The organism is Magnetospirillum sp. XM-1, assembly GCF_001511835.1.
Lineage (GTDB): Bacteria > Pseudomonadota > Alphaproteobacteria > Rhodospirillales > Magnetospirillaceae > Phaeospirillum.
In genome coordinates this window covers 4,004,736-4,022,741 of sequence record NZ_LN997848.1, presented here as the reverse complement: position 1 = coordinate 4,022,741, position 18,006 = coordinate 4,004,736, and the positions used below count along the sequence as shown (strand labels likewise).

The 18,006-nt window shown below is 67.7% G+C and carries 13 protein-coding genes; 11 read left to right on the top strand and 2 right to left on the bottom strand.

Translation table 11 applies throughout. The annotated features are described in order from the left end of the window. Positions 1–9 precede the first annotated feature (9 nt). The 10 genes from XM1_RS18525 to XM1_RS18480 all read left to right on the top strand — a co-directional run bounded on the left by XM1_RS18525 (position 10) and on the right by XM1_RS18480 (position 12,177). Positions 10–792, top strand: coding sequence for a CbbQ/NirQ/NorQ/GpvN family protein (locus XM1_RS18525; protein WP_068436094.1), 783 nt, complete (start codon positions 10–12; stop codon positions 790–792). Next, a complete protein-coding gene (locus XM1_RS18520; protein ID WP_068436092.1) occupies positions 789–2,678 on the top strand; it encodes a nitric oxide reductase activation protein NorD in 1,890 nt (629 codons plus the stop codon). Before XM1_RS18525 ends, XM1_RS18520 begins: the two co-directional genes overlap by 4 nt. Beyond that, on the top strand, positions 2,675–3,244 hold the full coding sequence (locus XM1_RS18515) for a cytochrome c oxidase subunit 3 family protein (RefSeq protein ID WP_068436091.1): 570 nt from the start codon (positions 2,675–2,677) through the stop codon (positions 3,242–3,244). Before XM1_RS18520 ends, XM1_RS18515 begins: the two co-directional genes overlap by 4 nt. After that, positions 3,241–3,552: a cytochrome C oxidase subunit IV family protein gene (locus tag XM1_RS18510; RefSeq protein ID WP_082700603.1), complete on the top strand. Its 312-nt coding sequence runs from the start codon at positions 3,241–3,243 to the stop codon at positions 3,550–3,552. Before XM1_RS18515 ends, XM1_RS18510 begins: the two co-directional genes overlap by 4 nt. 146 nt (positions 3,553–3,698) lie before the next feature. Then, the gene (locus XM1_RS18505; RefSeq protein ID WP_068436087.1) at positions 3,699–4,685 is read left to right on the top strand and encodes a response regulator; all 987 of its coding nucleotides are present in this window, start codon (positions 3,699–3,701) and stop codon (positions 4,683–4,685) included. A 49-nt stretch (positions 4,686–4,734) separates the two neighbouring features. Continuing rightward, positions 4,735–6,984, top strand: a complete 2,250-nt coding sequence (locus tag XM1_RS18500; protein WP_068436085.1) for a CHASE domain-containing protein — start codon at positions 4,735–4,737, stop codon at positions 6,982–6,984. A gap of 1 nt (position 6,985) precedes the next feature. Continuing rightward, the gene (locus XM1_RS18495; RefSeq protein WP_068436083.1) at positions 6,986–8,218 is read left to right on the top strand and encodes an HDOD domain-containing protein; all 1,233 of its coding nucleotides are present in this window, start codon (positions 6,986–6,988) and stop codon (positions 8,216–8,218) included. After that, a complete protein-coding gene (locus XM1_RS18490; protein ID WP_082700601.1) occupies positions 8,215–9,381 on the top strand; it encodes an HD domain-containing phosphohydrolase in 1,167 nt (388 codons plus the stop codon). The genes XM1_RS18495 and XM1_RS18490 overlap by 4 nt, the downstream gene beginning before the upstream one ends. Positions 9,382–9,406: 25 nt before the next feature. Further along, positions 9,407–10,243: a phosphate/phosphite/phosphonate ABC transporter substrate-binding protein gene (locus XM1_RS18485; RefSeq protein ID WP_231920584.1), complete on the top strand. Its 837-nt coding sequence runs from the start codon at positions 9,407–9,409 to the stop codon at positions 10,241–10,243. After that, on the top strand, positions 10,240–12,177 hold the full coding sequence (locus XM1_RS18480; RefSeq protein ID WP_068436078.1) for an ATP-binding protein: 1,938 nt from the start codon (positions 10,240–10,242) through the stop codon (positions 12,175–12,177). Before XM1_RS18485 ends, XM1_RS18480 begins: the two co-directional genes overlap by 4 nt. Before the next feature lie 27 nt (positions 12,178–12,204). Here XM1_RS18480 and XM1_RS18475 read toward each other — a convergent pair whose 3' ends face one another. Further along, positions 12,205–12,924 carry a response regulator transcription factor gene (locus tag XM1_RS18475; protein ID WP_068436077.1) on the bottom strand — a complete coding sequence of 240 codons (720 nt, stop codon included), beginning with the start codon at positions 12,922–12,924 and terminating at the stop codon, positions 12,205–12,207. A gap of 181 nt (positions 12,925–13,105) precedes the next feature. Between XM1_RS18475 and XM1_RS18470 the strand changes: the two genes are divergently transcribed. Next, the gene (locus XM1_RS18470; protein WP_068436075.1) at positions 13,106–17,125 is read left to right on the top strand and encodes a hybrid sensor histidine kinase/response regulator; all 4,020 of its coding nucleotides are present in this window, start codon (positions 13,106–13,108) and stop codon (positions 17,123–17,125) included. Here XM1_RS18470 and XM1_RS18465 read toward each other — a convergent pair. Then, entirely contained in the window at positions 17,092–17,847 is a 756-nt protein-coding gene (locus tag XM1_RS18465; RefSeq protein WP_068436073.1) for a response regulator transcription factor, read from the bottom strand. The two genes, XM1_RS18470 and XM1_RS18465, sit on opposite strands and share 34 nt — an antisense overlap. Positions 17,848–18,006 lie beyond the last annotated feature (159 nt).

The window sequence follows — 18,006 nt, the reverse complement described above, 5'->3', positions numbered from 1 at the left end:
GAGATTTGAATGTCCCAGGACCTTCCCTTCTACCTTCCCCAGGGCAACGAATGCGCCCTGTTCGAGTTGGCCTGGCGCAAGCGCCTGCCGCTGCTGCTCAAGGGCCCGACGGGCTGCGGCAAGACCCGCTTCGTCGCCCACATGGCCGCCAGACTGGGCCGGCCGCTTTATACCGTTTCCTGTCATGACGATCTGACCGCCGCCGACCTCACCGGCCGCTACCTGTTGAAGGGCGGCGACACGGTGTGGAGCGACGGCCCCCTGACCAGCTCCGTGCGCGACGGCGGCATCTGCTACCTGGACGAGGTGGTCGAGGCCCGAAAGGACGTCACCGTGGTGCTGCATCCGCTGACCGACGACCGCCGCCTGCTGCCCCTCGAGCGCACCGGCGAATTGCTGGCGGCGCCGGGCGAATTCATGCTGGTGGCCTCCTACAATCCCGGCTACCAGAACGTCTTGAAGCAGTTGAAGCCCTCGACGCGCCAGCGCTTCGTCGCCATCGAGTTCGACTTCCCCGCGCCCGAGCTGGAACGCAAGGTGGTGGCCGAGGAATCCGGCCTGGACGAGGCCAAGGTCGAGCCGCTGGTGCAGCTGGCCCGCCGGTTCCGCGCGTTGAAGGGCCACGATCTGGAGGAGGGCGTCTCCACCCGCCTGCTGGTCTATTGCGCCACCCTGATGCAGGCGGGCCTGGCGGTGCGCGACGCCGTCCACGTCACCATGGTCGAACCGCTGTCCGACGATCCGGAGGTCAAGGCCGGGCTTGAGGAGGTGGTGAAGGCGGTGTTCGCATGAGCTGGCTGTCCCTGCTGGAACTGGAGGAACGGGTCGGCGAGGTCTGGCACCGCTGGGTCGGCGAGAAGGCCAGCTGGCCCACCTTCCCCGAGGCGGCGGTGACGCTGGACTCCATGCGGCCCCGTCTGGCGGTGCTGTTCCGGGGCCTGGGCGGCGACAAGGCCCTGGCCATCGCGGCGGCCCAGTCGCGCCAGTCCGGCCACCGCCTCAGCCTGAAGCAGCGCTTAGGCATGGAGAGCGAGCGCCTGACCCTTGCCAGCCGCGATCAGTCCACCTTGTCGCTGCCGCCCCGCATCGCCTTGTTCGCGTCCGAGGACCTCAACCGCGACCTTTACGTCTGGCTGGCGGCATGGTTCGCGCTGCTGGAGCCGGCACGCCTGCCCGACGACGCCTTCGCCGCCGACCTCGCCCGTCTGGCCGCCGCCGCCCGTACCACCAGGGCGGTGCTCGCCCACTTTCCCGGTCTGCGCGGCCGCTACAAAGCCCTGGCCGCCGGCCTGCTGGCCGTCCGGCCCCTTCGCCGGCTGTCGGGGGCCGAGGCGGCGATGGAGCAGGGCGTGCTGTCGCTGCTGGCCGATCCCGGGGCCGAGCCGACGCTTCCGCCCAAGGCCCCCGCCGGCTATCGCCCTTTCCTGCCGGTGCCGCTGTGGGGGGAAAGCGTGGCGGGCGGACTGGGCGCCGCCGCGCCCGAGGATGCCGAGCCCGAACCGGGTGGCGGCGGATCGGAGGAGGGCGAGGATACGGTGCGCCGCCGCGCCGAGCGCCGCGACACCGATCAGGCCGAGCGCAAGGACCCGCTGATCCTCAACCGCTTCGAAAAGATCCTGGCCATGGCCGACATGGTCAACGTCAATCGCGGCGCCGACGACACCGACGAGGAGGAGGCGAAGAAGGCCGCCGACGACATGGACGTGATCACCTTGTCCAAGAATGCGCGCCGCGCCGCCACCAAGCTGAAATTCGACCTGGATCTGCCGCCCTCGGCCACCGACACCACAAGGCTGACCGGCGAATTCCTGCTGCCCGAATGGGATTGGCGGGCCAATGCCTATCACCCCGACCATTGCTCGGTGCTGGTGGGCCGCGCGGCAGAGGAAGGCGACGACTGGACCCCGGACGAGGCCGCCAAGCGCCGCATCCGCATGGTCAAGCGCCAGTTCGAGGCCCTGCGCACCCGTCCCATGCTGCTGCGCGCCCAGGCCGACGGCCAGGATCTGGACACCGACGCGGTGGTGCGCTCGCGCTCCGACCTCGCCGCCGGGGGCATCGGCTCGGACCGGGTGTGGACCCGGCACAGCGCCCAGGACCGCGACCTGGCGGTGATGGTGCTGGTGGATGCCTCGCTCTCCACCGACGCCTGGGTGGACAACCGCCGCGTCCTCGACGTGGAGAAGGAGGCCCTGGCGGTGTTCGGCCACGGTCTGGCGGCCTGCGGCGATCCCTTCGCGGTGGCGGCCTTCACCTCGCGCAAACGCCAATGGGTCAAGGTCGATACGCTGAAGGATTTCGACGAGGACTTCTCGCCCACCGTCATGCGCCGCATCGGGGCGGTGCGGCCCGGCTATTACACCCGCATCGGCGCCGCGCTGCGCTACGGCGTCAAGCGGCTGGAGGAGCGGCCCGAGCGCCGGCGCCTGCTCTTGGTGCTGTCCGACGGCAAGCCCAACGACGTGGACCATTACGAGGGCCGCTATGGGCTGGAAGACACCCGCAAGGCGGTGCTGGAGGCCCGGGCCAAGGGCCTGACGGTGTTCGGCGTCACGGTGGATTCCAAGGCCCAGGCCTATTTCCCCCATCTGTTCGGACGCGGCCATTACGCCATCATCGGCAATCTGGCCCATCTGTCGGCGGCCCTGCCGCGCATCTACAGGCAATTGGCGGCATGAGCGAGGAAACGGAACACTCGGGCGGCTGGGGCGCCCTGTCGGAATTGCCCGGCAATCCCATCATGTGGGTGCTGATCATCAGCGAATTGCTGGTGTTCGGCGCCCTGTTGGTCGGCTTTGCCGTGGTGCGCCTGCTCCATCCCGACATGGTGCTGACCGGTCAGTCACAATTGTCCATTCCGCTCGGCGGCCTCAACACCCTGATCCTGGTCACCAGCGGCTGGCTGGCCGCCCGCGCCGTGCGGGCCCGCGTGGGCGGCGATCGCCGGGGGGCGCGGCTGCATCTGGTCGGGGCCGGGGCGCTGGGCCTGGGCTTCCTGGCGGTCAAGGCGGTGGAATTCGCCGACAAGGCGTCGCGCGGCCTGGGGCTCGAGACCGACACCTTCTGGACGCTGTTCTTCCTCACCACCGGTTTTCATGCCGCCCATGTGGTGATGGGGCTGATCGTGCTGGCCATCGTCGGCCGTCATGACAGCGTGGAGAATCTGGAGACCGGCGCCGCCTTCTGGCACATGGTCGACCTGATCTGGCTGATCCTCTTTCCCCTGGTGTACCTGCTGCGATGAGTTCCGAAGATATGACGCCGGAAGAAATGGGCGCCTGGGGGCGCCGCCTGACCCGCGCCTGGGTGATCCTGGCCGTCCTCACCGTGATTTCGGTGGCCGCCGCCGTGCTGGGGCCGCCCGGCCAGCGGGCCAGCCTCGTCTCGGTGGTGGTGGCGCTCGCCGCCAGCTTCATCAAGGCCCGCCAGGTCCTGGACCACTTTCTCGACCTGCGCCGGGCCGGGCCGGGCTGGCGCGGCCTGTTCACCGGCCTGTTGCTGGCGGTGCTGGGCCTTTGCTTCGCCCTCTATCTGGCGGCCTTCAACCGATAGCCGCCCGCCGCCGCGCCATCGGGGCAATTCGCACGACGCCTCGAAAAACGGAAAATCGTACTGATTTCTCCGCCCTTCGCCTATCGGGCGGGGGGGAAGCGCGTTATCGTTCCTGTTGACCGAGAACGTCTGGGGACGCTGGGTTCATGTCTCGCAAAGCCCGTATCCTGTTCGTTGACGACGATGTCCGGGTTCTGGCGGCCCTGCGCCGCTCGCTGCATTCCCAGGCGGCGCGGTGGGAGATGGAGTTCCAGTCGTCGCCCGAGACGGCGGTGGAATCCTATCGGACGTGGGGCCCCCAGGTGGTGGTGACCGACATGAAGATGCCGGGCATGAACGGGCTCCAGATGGTCATGGCCATGCGGCGGACGGGAGGGGCCGCGCGTTTCATCGTTCTGACCGGCACCGCCGATCTGCGGACCGCCATCGACGCGATCAATCAGGCGGAAATCTTCCGTTTTTTCACCAAGCCCTGCCCCTCGTTCCTGCTGGTGGAGGGGATCCAGGCCGCCCTGGCCGCGGCACTGCCCGCGCCCGTGGCCGACAGCCCCGCCGACACGGCCCTGGACAAGCTTCCCGTTGCCGTTCTGGTGGTGGATTGCGAGGCCCGCATCCTGTTCATGAACCGCTTGGGCGGCGCCCTGTGCGCCGAGGAGGACGGCATCGTCATCGGGGCGCAAAAGGTCTGCCGCGCCTCGACCCCCGCTGAAACCTCCCGGCTGCATGCGCTGATCGCCTCGGCCGTCGAGGCGGGAGAGGGCGGAGTGATGAGCCTGCCCCGTGGCAGCGGCTCTTCCCTGTCGGTGGCGGTGACCGCCCTGGACGGGGGAGACGCCGCGCCAAAGGCGGCGCTTTATATTTCAGATCCCGACAATCAGCCCATTCCCAGCGCCGACGAGGTGATGCGCCTGCTCGGCCTCACATCGGCCGAAGCCAAGCTGGCCCATGCTTTGGCGCGGGGCCTGCCCCTCGATGACGCCGCCCTCGAAGGGGGAATCACCATCGGTACGGCGCGGGGATACCTGAAGCAGATTTTCGCCAAGACCGGCAAGGCGCGGCAGGCCGAAGTGGTCCGGCTCGTCCTGAGCCTGCCGGTGACCCTCCCAAATGGGGGTACTACCGGCACTAAATAAGATGGACTATATCCAAGGTAGGCGGTTAACCTTGCCTTGGAGCGTGGTCATGGCGATGTTCAAGTCAGCGAAGATCGTTCGGCAATTGCTTCCCATGTCGATCATGGGAGTCCTGTCGTCGCTGGCGCTTTTCGGAATCGTCTATCTGGTGGAGCGCGGCAGTTCCGAAAGCCGTTTCGGGGAACTGGCCGACCAGCGGATCATCGCCATCCGCGCCAACATCGCCATCGCGCGGGGCAGCGTGAACCTGCTGGCGGCCCACTTCGCGGTTGCTCCGCCCGGGGCCACCAGCCGGGAGGACTTCCGGCGGCTGGTGGAGCAGACCCTCAGGGATCATGACTTCATTCAGGGCTATTCCTGGGACCCGCGCGTGCCCCATGACCAGCGCGCCCGCTACGAGGAGGCGGCGCGGCGTGATGGCCTGGACGGTTTCGTGTTCACCGAGCGTGATGCCGAGGGGGCCTTGCGCCCCGCCGCCCGGCGGCCCGAGTACATTCCCATCTACTACATGGAGCCCGTGGCGTCCAACCGGCCGGCCCTGGGCTTCGATCTGGCCTCGCAGCCCATCCGGCGGCTGGCTCTCGAACGCGGCCGCGACAAGGGTGTGCCCGAGGCGACGGGACGAATCACCCTGGTCCAGGAACATGGCGGCCAATACGGCGTGCTGATCCTTGCCCCGGTGTTCGGCCGGGAAGGCCCCGCCGATGCCGAATCCAACCGGCGCTCGCTGACCGGCTATATCTCCGGGGTGTTCAGGCTGGGCGACCTGATTTCCTCCTCGTCGAGCAGCGCGGCCGTGACCTTGGCGCTGCCCATGGTCGACATCCACCTTTTCGACATGAGCGCCGCCGAGGGCGAGCGGCGCCTGTTTCCCAAGCAGGATACCCGCGCGCCGGAAGAGCTTACCGCCGGGCTGCACGCTTCGGAATCCTTCGTCATGGCCGGGCGCTCCTGGCTTCTGATTGCTACGCCCAGCGAGGCGTTCGTGGCGGCCAGCCGCACCACGGCGTCCTATGCCCTGCTGGTCACCGCCTTGCTGTTCACGGCTGTCTACCTGTCCCTCATGAAAAGCCGGATCGACCAGGCCGAAAAGGCCACCGCCCTTGCCCGCGAGATGGGCCGTGCCAAGCTTCGCCTTGGCGAGGCCCAGCGCATCGCCAAGCTGGTCAGCGTGGAACTGGACCTGGAACGGGGGACTTTCGCGACGGGGGCGGATGCGATGGAGATGCTTGGCCTGCCGAAGGAGCAGACAAGCGGTCCGGTGGATTTCCTGCTCCAAGGCGCGCATCCCGACGACCGGGAAAAGGTGCGCGACGCCCTGATCCATGCGGCCGGTCAAGCCGTGGACCTGGAGTTCCGCGTCGAGGTCGGTGGCGAGGAAAGGGTCCTGCATGTCCTGGCCGACGATTTGGCCGAAGAGGGGCGAAGCATTATCACGCTTCAGGATATCACGGCGCGCAAGGCGGCCGAGGAGGAGCGGGCCGCCATGATCGAGCGGATCGCCGAGTCGGACCGGTTCGAGGCCCTGGGAACCCTGGCCGGCGGCATCGCCCACGAGATCAATACCCCGACCCAGTATGTGGGCGACAACATCGTCTTCATGAAGGAAAGCCAGGCCGAACTGCTGGAGCTTGCCCAGGCCGTCCGCGCCAGCGCAACGCAGGGAGGCGACTGGAAGTCCATCGCCGACAGGAGTTCGGCCCTTGATCTGGACTTCCTGGCGGCGGAACTGCCGGCGGCGGCGGACCAGGCGCTCGATGGCACCGGCCAGATCGCCAAGATCGTCCAGGCCATCAAGGAGTTCTCGTATCCGAGCTCGAAGAGCGCCCATCCGGTGGATCTCAACCACATGATCGACGTGGTCGCCACCGTCACCCGCAACCAGTGGAAATACGTGGCCCAGATGGAATGCGACCTGGACCCCGATCTTCCCAAAGTCTTCGCCGTCGAAGGCGAGATCAATCAGGTCCTGGTCAACCTCATCGTCAATGCGGCGCACGCCATCGCCCAAGCGGGCGGCGACGCCCCGGGCCGCATAACGGTGCGGACGCGCAGATTGGACGACGAGGTCGAACTGAGCGTCGCCGATACCGGCATCGGCATTCCGGCCGCCAATCTGAAGCAGATCTTCGAAATGTTCTTCACCACCAAGGCACCGGGGCAAGGCACCGGGCAGGGGCTGGCCATCAGCCGGGCGATCATCCATCGCCATGGCGGCCAGATCTCGGCCGAATCGCAACCCGGCTTGGGCGCCTGCTTCCGCATACGTCTCCCGCTGACCGCGACGCAAGGAGCCTGAGATGGATCCGGTTCTGCCCACCATCTTGTTCGTTGACGACGAAAAGGGCGTTCTTGACGGCCTGCGCCGCAGCCTCTACGGCCAGCGCAACGAGTGGAACATGCGCTTCGCCCTGGGTGGCGCCGAGGCATTGGCCATTCTGGAGAGCCAGCCCGTCGACGTGGTCGTCACCGACATGCGGATGCCCGGCATGGATGGGGCCGCGCTGCTGGACCGGGTGAGAACGCTGCAGCCCCAGACTGCGCGCATCGTGCTTTCGGGCTTTTCCGAGCGCGAGGCCATTTTCCGCACTATCGGCCCCGCCCATCAATACTATGTCAAGCCGTGTCAGCCCCAGGTTCTGGTCGAAGCCATCCGCCGCGCCCTGACCGTGCGTCGCACCCTGCACAGCCCGGCCCTGCTGGCCCTGGTGGCGGGGGCCACGTCCATTCCCGCTCTGCCCCACGCGCTGACCGCCTTGTTCACCGAATTGCAGTCGCCCAACGGCTCGGCCTCGGAGGTGGCGCGGATCATCTCCTCCGATGTGGGGCTGACGGTCAATCTGCTGAAGCTCACCAATTCAGGCTTCTTCTATATCCCGTTGGCCATCACCGACGTGCTGCAGGCGGTCAAGATGCTGGGCTTCGAGATGGTCCGGGCGCTCACGGTGATGGCCGGCATCTTCGAGGCCTTCCGATGCGGCGGTATCGACTGCGACGTCTTGCGCCAGTTGGAGCAGCGCAGCCTGCAGATCGGCGTGCTGGCCCGCCGGATCGCCGAAACCAACGGTCTCGGCCAGGCGGCCCTGGACCAGACCCAATGCGCCGGGATGCTGGCCCATGTGGGCTCGTTGCTGCTGTTCTCCAACTGGCCGGACGCCATGGCCGAGGTGCGCCGGGGTCTGGATCGTTCGGGCGGCGGCATCATCGCCGCGGAAAGGAATGCCCTTGGCGCGTCCCACGCCGATCTGGGGGGCGTTCTGCTGGGGCTGTGGGGCTTCACCGATCCGGTGGTCGAGGCCGTCCTCTACCACCACGAGCCCAGCCGGTGCGAATACCATTCCAACGCCGAATCATCACCCCTGGTGGCGGTTCATGCCGCCCAGCATCTGATCAAGCCGGTTCCGGCGGGCGTGGATTCCATGACCGCCTGGATGGGCGGCCTGGACATGGCCTTTCTCGGGCGGGTCGGCGCTGCCGAGAAGATCGGTTCCTGGGCCGCCATGGCCGACGCCATTCGTCAGGAGGGCGCATGATGTCCGAGGTCAACGAAAAGATCCTTGTGGTCGACGACGACACCAACCTGCTGGCCGGCATCAAGCGGCTCCTGGGGCAAAAGCTCGACGTCACCACCGCCGAGGGCGGCATCGAGGCCCTGGGGAAGGCCCAGAATGAAGGGCCCTTCGCCGTCGTGGTGTGCGACATGCGCATGCCGGGCATGGACGGCGTCGAGGTCTTGCGGCGCTTTCACGAGATGTCTCCGGACACCAGCCGCATCATGCTGACCGGCAATGCCGATCAGAGGACGGCGGTGGAGGCCATCAATACCGGCCAGATCTTCCGCTTCTTCAACAAGCCCTGCTCCATGGCCACCTTGACCGAGGGCATCCTGGCCGGCATCCGGCAGTACCGGCTGGTTACCGCCGAGAAGGTCCTGCTGGAGGGGACCCTGTCGGGCAGCATCGCCCTGATGAACGACGTGCTGTCCATGGTGGCGCCGGAAAGTTTCCAGCGTTCGCTGCGCCTGCGCGGCTGGTCGCTGCAGCTTGCGGCCTCCATGGGCATGGAGGCGCCGTGGGAACTGGAGCTGGCCGCGACCTTGGCGCGGATCGGCGAGATTTCCGTGCCGTCGGAAGTCCTGGCCCGCAGCCGGGCGGGGCAGCGCCTGGCGCCGGTGGAGGAGGAAATGCTTTCCCGCGTGCCGGAGACCGGAGCCGCCCTGGTCCGCAAGATCCCGCGCATGGCCCAGGTGGCCGATGCCATCGCCTATCAGGACAAGTGGTTCAACGGCAAAGGCTTGCCGCAAGACGGCAGGGCGGGGCAGGACATCCCGTTCAATGCCCGCATTCTGCACGTCCTGCTGGCTCTCGACGAGATCGGTGCGGGCGAGCTGACCCGCGCCGCCTTTGCCACCCTGGAAAAGATGCCGGGGCGCTTCGATCCCGCCGTGCTGACCGCCGCCGCCCGCGGCCTGTCGGCCATGATCGTCGACGAAGCCGCCTTCACCAGGCTCGACGTTCCCAGCAGCGGGCTGCGGCCGGGCGATCACCTCGAGGCCCAGTTGGAGCTGGAAAACGGCAAGCTGGTGCTGGCGGCGGGACAGACCATCACCGACGCCTTGTTCGTGCGCCTTCAGAACCTGCACAAAATGTACAAATTCCGCGAGCCTGTGCGTATCCGTCGCGCCGGTCGGCATTAGCCCCAGGATTTAAGGAGTGCGTGGCATGGCATGCTCCCCCCTCAAGACGGCACTGTCCGCGCTGTTCCTGGTCGGCTGGCCCCTTGGGGCGCAGGCGGCCGAGCCGGCCACCTACACCCTGGCGGTGGTGCCTCAGTTCGATCTGCGGCGAATCGAGGCGGTCTGGCGGCCCATCGTCGATCATCTGCAATCGGCCACGGGCGCCCGCTTCACATTGGTGACCGAGACCACCATACCCGTCTTCGAGAAGGGGCTGCACGGCGGCGCTTACGACTTCGCCTACATGAATCCCTACCACTACGTGGTCGTCCATCAGCGACAGGGCTACAAGCCCCTGGTCAGGGACGTGGAGGACAAGCTCTCGGGGATCGTGGTGGTGCGCAAGGATTCCGGACTGACCGACGCCCGCATGCTCGACGGCCGCAAGGTGGCGTTTCCCGCCCCCAACGCCATGGGCGCCGCCCTCATTCCCCGCGCCGAATTCTCGCGCAAGCTGGGGATCAGGATCACCGAGGTCTACGTCAAGTCCCATGGCTCGGCCTATCTCAACGTCATGATGGGCCAGGCCGACGCCGCTGGCGGAATCCGCGCGACATTCGACCAGCAAAAGCCGGAACTGCGTGACGGGCTGGCCGTCATCTACGAGACCGAGCAATACACGCCCCATCCCCTGGCGGCCCATCCCCGGGTGCCGGCCGAGATGGCGGAGAAGGTCCAGCAGGCCATGATCGCCCTGGGGACGACGCCGATGGGCGACGCCCTGCTGGATGGGATCCCCATCAAGACCATCGGCATCGCTCGGGACAGCGATTACGACGCCTTGCGCAACCTCGGGCTGGAGGCGTTTTACGTCGAACAATGAGCATCCGGGCCAAACTCCTCATCCCCCTGCTGCTGCTGGCGGCCTGCGTGCTTGCCGCCATGCACTTCATCGCGTTCGAGACGCTGAAGAAGACGCTGGTGGCCGAGCGGATCAGCAGCGAGCAACGCGCCCTCAGCCTGCTGGCCCTGGCCATTGCTCCTGACGTGCAGGCCAGCGATCTGGCCAAGATCCACGAGACCATGGACGAGTCGAACGGCCAGCATCCCTGGTGGCGCTCGCTGAGCTTGACCAGTTCCGCCGGGCTGCGCCTTTACCCCCTGATGCAGCCCGATTCCCACACCGGCTTGAATCTGCGCCTTGTCGCCCAGGTCAGCGCCGTCGGCCGCCGGCTGGGGGAACTGAGCGTGGAGGTCGACCTGGAGAGCCTCGTCGCACCCGCCCTCTCGGTGGTCTACGGCCTCGAACTGGTCGTGGTCCTGATTCTGATCGTGGGGACCATGGCGGTGGTCGGGCTGCAGGCCCGGACGGTGATTTCGCCCCTGCGGCGGCTGGTGGAGGCCAGCGACCTGCTGTCCAAGGGGCAGTATGACGTCGTCCTGCCGCCTCCCTCGGCGGACGAGGTCGGCAATCTGGTCTCCGCGTTCGAGGTCATGCGCCGTTCGGTGGCCCATCGCGAGGCCGCCCTGACCGAAAGCGAGGGACGTTTCCGCGATCTGGCCGAATCGGCGTCGGACTGGTTCTGGGAGACCGACACCGATTACCGCCTGACCTTCGTCTCCGACCGCATCGGCGCCATCCTGGGGGTCAAGCCGTCGGCCATCCTCGGCTACACCTATTTCGACGTGGGCCTGTCCGATTTCGAAGAGGACCTGGCGCGTACCCATGCCGACGACCTGGCGAACCACCGGCCCTTCCGCGACCTGATGTTCCACATCGGTCCGGTGGACGGCAAGGACGAGAAGATCGTGCGCATCAGCGGCATGCCCTTCTACGACCAGGATGGCGTCTTCATCGGCTATCGCGGCATCGGCGCGGACGTGACCCGCGAGGCGCGGGCGGAAGAGCGCGCCCGCCAGGCCCAGCTGGAACTGGCCGATCAGCATGCCCAGCTGGAGCGCCTCGTCGAAGAGCGCACCGAGGCGCTGAAGCAGGCCCAGATCGAGGCGCTTCAGGCGTCGCGCATGGCCAGTGTCGGCCAATTGGCGGCGGGCATCGCCCACGAGATCAACACGCCGATCCAGTATGTGGGCGACAACCTGACCTTCATTCAGTCGGCCACCGAAGCCGCGTTCCCGCTGCTGGCGGAGGCCCGGGCCCTGGCGCAGGGCGTGCGGACCGCCGAGGCCGCCGCCGGCAAGGCCGAGGAGTTTTTGCGCCATTACGATGCGGCCGGCCTGGATTTCCTCATGGAAGAGACGCCGCCCGCCGTCAGCCAATCCCTGGAGGGCGTGGCCCAGGTGGCCCGGATCGTATTGTCCATGAAGGAGTTTTCCCATCCCGGCACGTCGCAGAAAACGGCCGCCGACATCAATCGTGCCCTGGACAGCACTTTGGTGGTCTGCCGCAACACCTGGAAGCACGTCGCCCGGATGGAAACCCGTTTCGACCCGGCCCTGCCGTTGGTCAACTGCCATCCCGGCGAGATGAATCAGGTCTTCTTGAACCTGATCGTCAACGCGGCCCATGCCATCGAGGAATCGGGCAAGCCGCTGCCGGGAACCATCACCGCGGAAACCGCGCTATGCGGCGATTGGGCCGAGATCCGGATCTCGGACACCGGAACCGGCGTGTCCGACGACATCGCCCAGCACATCTTCGACCCGTTCTTCACCACCAAGGAGGTGGGAAAGGGGACCGGCCAGGGGCTGGCTATCTGCTACGACGTGGTGGTGAACAAGCATGGCGGCCAGATTCTGGTCGGAGGAGCGCCGGGAGAGGGGGCGGTCTTCACGGTCCGGATTCCGGTGGGATGACCGCCCCCTGGGCTTCCCCGCCGTCGATCAGGCCGCGCTCTGCCGCGAGGAAAGCGGCGCCGCGAAAACATAGCCCAGGCCCCGGGCCGAGCGGATGGGCAGGGGCTCTCCGGCCTTCTGCTTCACCTTGCGGCGCAACCGCGTGATGATCGTGCTGATGGCGTTGTCGTCATAGACGTCCCCTTTCTTGCCCAGGGCGACGGCCAGTTCCGCGCGGCTTGCCGAATTCTTCGGATTGGCGGACAGGGTTCCGATCACCCGGAATTCCGCGCTGCTCAGCATCACCTTGCGGCCATTGGGGGCGGTCAGCAACCAGTCCAGGGTGGCGAGCTCCCACCGGGGGAGGTTCTGGTCGCTGGCGGCCGGGGCGCCGCCCGCCCGCCCCTGCTTCAGGCGGCGGAGCAGGCTGCGGATCACCGCCTCGAATTCGCGGAACGGGACGGGCTTGACCAGACAGGTGTCGGCCCCGGCCTTCAGGCCCAGGATCTTTTCCTCGAGGTCGTCATGCGCCATCAGTATCACGATGCCGGCGCCGGTACGCGGGCGCAGCCTGGCGACCAGGGAAACGGCGTCCTCGTCCGCCCTGTCGATGTCCAGGATCACCAGATCCACCGGCACCGAGGACAGCAGCCGGTCAAGCTCCGCGACGGAGCGGGCATGAAGAACGTTCATCCCGATCAGGCCGAGATACCGGGCCACGCTCTCGGGCTGGTCGGGCTGGTCCGCGACGATGATGATGTTTGCCATTGCAGTCCCCAACGGTGTCGATCCGTCCCATTCGGCGACCCTACGTCAGCGGTATGGACACGATATGGACGGGCTGTGGACGGCTGTTCACATCAAGGGGCGGCGAAGGCCGGCCCGGCTGGACGCTGCCGGTTCGGACCGGATAGGATTCGGACCGGATGCGGGTTCGAAAGAGGGTGGGGTGCGTCTGATCAGGCTGTTGATGCTGGCATTGTGCCTCGGCTCGGGAATGGCCTTCGCCGAAGGGAGCCGGGCCGCGCAGTCCTGGGATGGCGTCGCGCCGCCGGTCTTCCGGCACCTGACGCCCGCCGACGGATTGCCCTATCCCGTGGCGCTGGCGCTGGCCCAGGACCGCCATGGCTTCATCTGGGTGGCCACGCCCGGCGGGGCGGCCCGGTGGGACGGATACCGCATGACGGTCTTCCGCCACGACGACAACGACCCCAATTCCCTGCCGGAAAACATCGTCACCTCGGCGCTGGCCGACGGGCAGGGGCAGGTCTGGTTCGGGACCGTGTCGGGGATCGTCGTTCGCTACGACGAAACCATCCGGGGCTTCGTCTCCTATCCCAATCCGGGCGGCGGCTTCGAGCGGCCCAACGGCATGAGCGGCGACGGCGCGGGCGGCATATGGCTGGCCGGACGCCAGGGGTTGGCGCGCCTGGACGTCGCCGCCAAGGTCTGGCGCCACGAGACGGGCCTGCCCGCCGGCGAGGTCGGCAGCGTCCTGATCGACCGGTCGGGGGCGGTATGGGCGGGAACGGTCAACGGCCTGATGCGCCAGCGCGGCGCCCGGCGGCTGTTCGAGCCGGTGGCCTTGCCCGCCCAGGCCGATGGCGACATGGTCTCCGCCCTGTTCGAGGACGGCGAGAGCCGGGTCTGGTTCGCGACCCGGCGGGGGCTGGTCGGACGGGTCGAGAGCAACGGCCAGGCGGTTCTCGTCTCGGCCCTGCCGCAATCGGGCTACCGCGTCACCGCCATGATCCAGCCCCGGCCGGGAGTGCTGTGGATCGCCGATTACGGCGGCGGCATCCGCGAGTTGCGCCAGGACACCGGCGAGGTCAGCCAGATCTCCCATGATCCGACCATCGGCACCAGCTTAGGCGACAATTCGGTCACCGACATGCTGGTCGACCGGGCCGGCCTGGTCTGGGTCAGCAGCCTTCGCGGCATTCACCGCCATATTCCCAATAACCGTGGCGTTCTCACCGTGGTGCGCGGCACGCCCGGCGGCCTGCCGGGAAAGGATGTGCGCAGCGTCCTGGCCACCGGGGACGGCAAGGTCTGGCTGGGATTCCGCGCCGAGGGGCTGGCCTTGCTGGATCCGGCGGCCGGCGTGGTGAAAACCGTGGCCCCGGGCCGTGGCCCCGGCCAATTGCCGGGCGGCGTCATCCAGGCCATTGCCGAAACCGGCGACGGCCGCTTGTGGATCGGCCAGACCGGCGGCCTGTTCCAGGTCGATGCCGCGACCGGACTGACCACGCCCTACGCGCCTTTGGCCGGAGCCAATATCTGGGCGCTGCTCCAGGACAAGGACGCGCTGTGGGCGGGCGGCTACATGGGGTTGATGCGGATTCCCAGAGACGGCGGGCCGGCACAGACCTTCCATTTCGACCGCGACGACCCGGCCAGTCTCAGCGGCAACAGCGTGCACGCCCTGCACTACGACAGCGCCGGGCGGCTGTGGGTGGGAACGCAGCGGGGGCTGAACCTGCTCGAGGATGCGGGGAAAGGGACCTTCCGCCGCTTCCTGAACGATCCCGACGATCCCGAGAGCCTGCCCAGCAACACGGTCAACGGCATCGCCGAAGACCGTTTCGGCCGGATATGGCTGGCCACCAGCAACGGCATCGGCATTCTCGACGCCAGGCGGGACGGCAAGCCCCGCTTCCTGCGTCTGGGAAACGCCAGCGGCCTGCCCAACGGCACCGTCCTGTCGGTGATCGACGGCGGCGAACGCGGAATCATCGCGGGAACCGGCGACGGTCTGGCCCTGGTCGATCCGCAAACCCTGGCCGTGCGCACTCTCGGCCCGGCCGAGGGCGTGCAGATCCAGACATTCTGGACCGGAGCGTCCACCCGGTTGTCCGATGGCACGGTGGTCATGGGTGGCTTCGGCGGCATGGTCGCCCTGCGTCCCGTTCCGCCCCCCACCTGGACCTACCGCGCTCCGGTGGTGGTGACCGATATCCGGGTCGGCGGGCGGACGGCGAACGGCAAGAATGAAATCGTCATCCGTCCCGAGGACGGCGGCTTCCAGGTGGATTTCGCGGCGCTGGACTTCTCGGCACCCGAGCGCAACCGCTATGCCTACCGCCTGATCGGCAATGACGGGGAGTGGATCGCGGCCAGCGCCCAGAACCGCACCATCGGCTACACCAATCTTTCACCGGGGCTTTATCGCCTGGAACTGCGGGGAAGCAACAGCACCGGCGCCTGGACCGAGCCCCCCAGCCGTCTTGACGTCCGTGTCCTGCCGGCCTGGTACCAGACGTGGTGGTTCCGCCTGCTGGCGGGCGTGGCGGTCCTGGGCGCCGTGGCGGGCGCGGCCGTGGCGCGCCGGGCCTATTACCTGCGCCGCGAGCAGGAGCTGACCCGGCAGGTGGCGGCCAAGACATCCGAAGCCGAGGCCGCCAAGCTGCGGGCCCTGGCCGGCGAGGAGGAGGCCCGCCGGGCCAAGGAGGACGCGGAAGCGTCGGCCCAGATGAAGTCCCGCTTCCTGGCCATCATCGGCCATGAAATCCGCACGCCGCTCAACGGTCTGCTCGGCATGCTGCAATTGCTTGATCCGCAACGGCTCGATCACGGCCCGCGCGAATTGCTGGCCACCGCGAAAAAAGCCGGCGAGACCCTGCGGCATCTGGTCGAGAGCATTCTGGTCTACGGCCGCGACGGCGCCAGCGAGCAGCAGTTGAGTCAGGACGACGTCGAACTGCACCGTCTCGCCGAGGAGGCGGTCGATCTGATTCGGACACAGGCGCTGGCCAAGGGGCTGGGCCTGACCCTCGCCGTCGAGCCCGAGGGGCCGGTCTGGGTCCGCTGCGATCACACCAAGCTGTCGCGCATCCTGATCAATCTTCTGGGCAACGCCGTCAAATTCACCGAACAGGGCGGGATTTCGGTGACGGTGACCTTCGCTCCCGAGGAATGCGGAGGGGCGCTGGTCATCGAGGTCGCCGACACCGGCATCGGCATTGCCGCCGACCTTCGCGACGCCATCTTCGGCGATTTCGTCCAGGCCGACGATTCCATTACCCGGAAACACGGCGGCGTCGGGCTGGGACTGGCCATTTCCCGGCGCATGGCTGCCCTTATGGGGGGAACCTTGTCCGTGGCGAGCGAGGCGGGCGCCGGCAGCTCCTTTCGCCTCGCCCTCAAGGTGGAGACGGGGACGGCCCCCGCCGTTTCCCCGTCCCTTCCATCCGGCCCGTCGGGCTTCGGCCTTCGTGTCCTGGTGGTGGACGACGACGAGATCAACCTGGCCGTGGCCCGGCATCTGCTCGTCCGCCTGGGGCATGGTCCGGCCCAGGCAAGCAGCGGCGAGGCGGCGATCGAGGCGGTGGCGACCGGCGAGTTCGACGTCGTCCTCATGGATTTGCGCATGCCCGGCATGGACGGCATGGACGCCGCCCGGCGCATCCGGCAACTGGAGGGCGGGCGGGGGCCGCACCTGCGGATAATCGCCATGACGGCGGACCTTACCGACGATATTCGGCGCCAATGCCGGGCGGCGGGCATGGACGGCGAATTGTCCAAGCCGGTGCGGATCGAGGAACTGGGCGCCGCCCTGGCGGCGACGGAAGCGTCCGCCATTCCGCCCCGGCCCGTGGATACGGATCATCTGGCGTTGCAGCTCGATATCCTTGGGCTGGACGAGGTGATCCGGCTGGCGCGGCTGTTCCAGCGGACATCACGCGGGATGGTCCGGGCCATGGAGGAATCCGCCGAAGCGGGGGACAGGCCGGCGGTCGCGGCGCAGGCTCACCGGCTGCGGAGCGCGGCCGGATCGCTTTGCCTGCGCGACGTGACGGAAATGGCCTCGATCATCGAGGCGGGCGCCGCCCAGGCTTCCCAGGCGTGGCTGGTGGAACAGGTCGCCCTGCTGCGCGAGGCCCGACGGACGGGATTGCGCGAGATTACCCGGATCGCCCGGCGCATGGCCGCCGGCTACGCCGAATCCACGACGATTCCGAATCGGTAGCCGATCCCGGTGACGGTAACGATCATCGCGCTGCCGTCGTCCTGGTGGTTCAGTTTCCGGCGCAGGCGCGAAACCAGCGTGTCCACGGTGCGCGTATCGCTTTCGCCCGGACGCGAGCTGACCACCTCGGCCAGGAAATCGCGATAGAGCGGGCGCCCCCCGGCCTCCACCAACGCCGCCAGCAGATCGAACTCACCCCGGGTCAGGGGGATCTGCCCGCCCGAACTGACGGACAGCTCCCGGCGGGTCAGGTCCAGGATATAGGAACCGAACGTCATGATGGCACGGCGGTTGCCCGGCGCGCTGTCCAGCCTGCGCCGGCGCAGCAAGGCCCGCGACCGCGCCATCAATTCCCGCAGGTTGACCGGCTTGGTGACGTAATCGTCGCCCGCCGTCTCCAGGCCGACCACCCGGTCGACCTCGTTGTCCTGCTGGGTGACGAAGATGATGCCCACGGGGCTTTCCGCCCGGATTTCCTGGGCGAGGGTGATGCCGTTGGCGTCGGGCAGATGGATGTCGGCGAAGATGAGGTCCACCGCGCTCCGCCGGAGGATGGCGCGGCATTCCGCCGCCGAAGCCGCCTCCTGGACATCGAATCCGTCATTGGTGAAGTACCGCGCGATCATCGACCGGGTGACCGGATCGTCCTCCAGCACCATCAGGCGGGGGCGGCGGTCATGGCTTGCCGGCGCCTTCACCAGCCGATCCTCGGGTTTTCCCATTCCCCCCACCAGTTTTTCACTCCGCCGGACTGCCGGTTTCCTCGGCCTCGATGCCTGGGCCCGTCCCTGCCCATCCTCCCGACACCGTAGGGCAGGCAGGGAGAATGGCAAGCTCCGAACTCGGGTAAATGATCGCGGATTGTTATTATCATTTCAAGT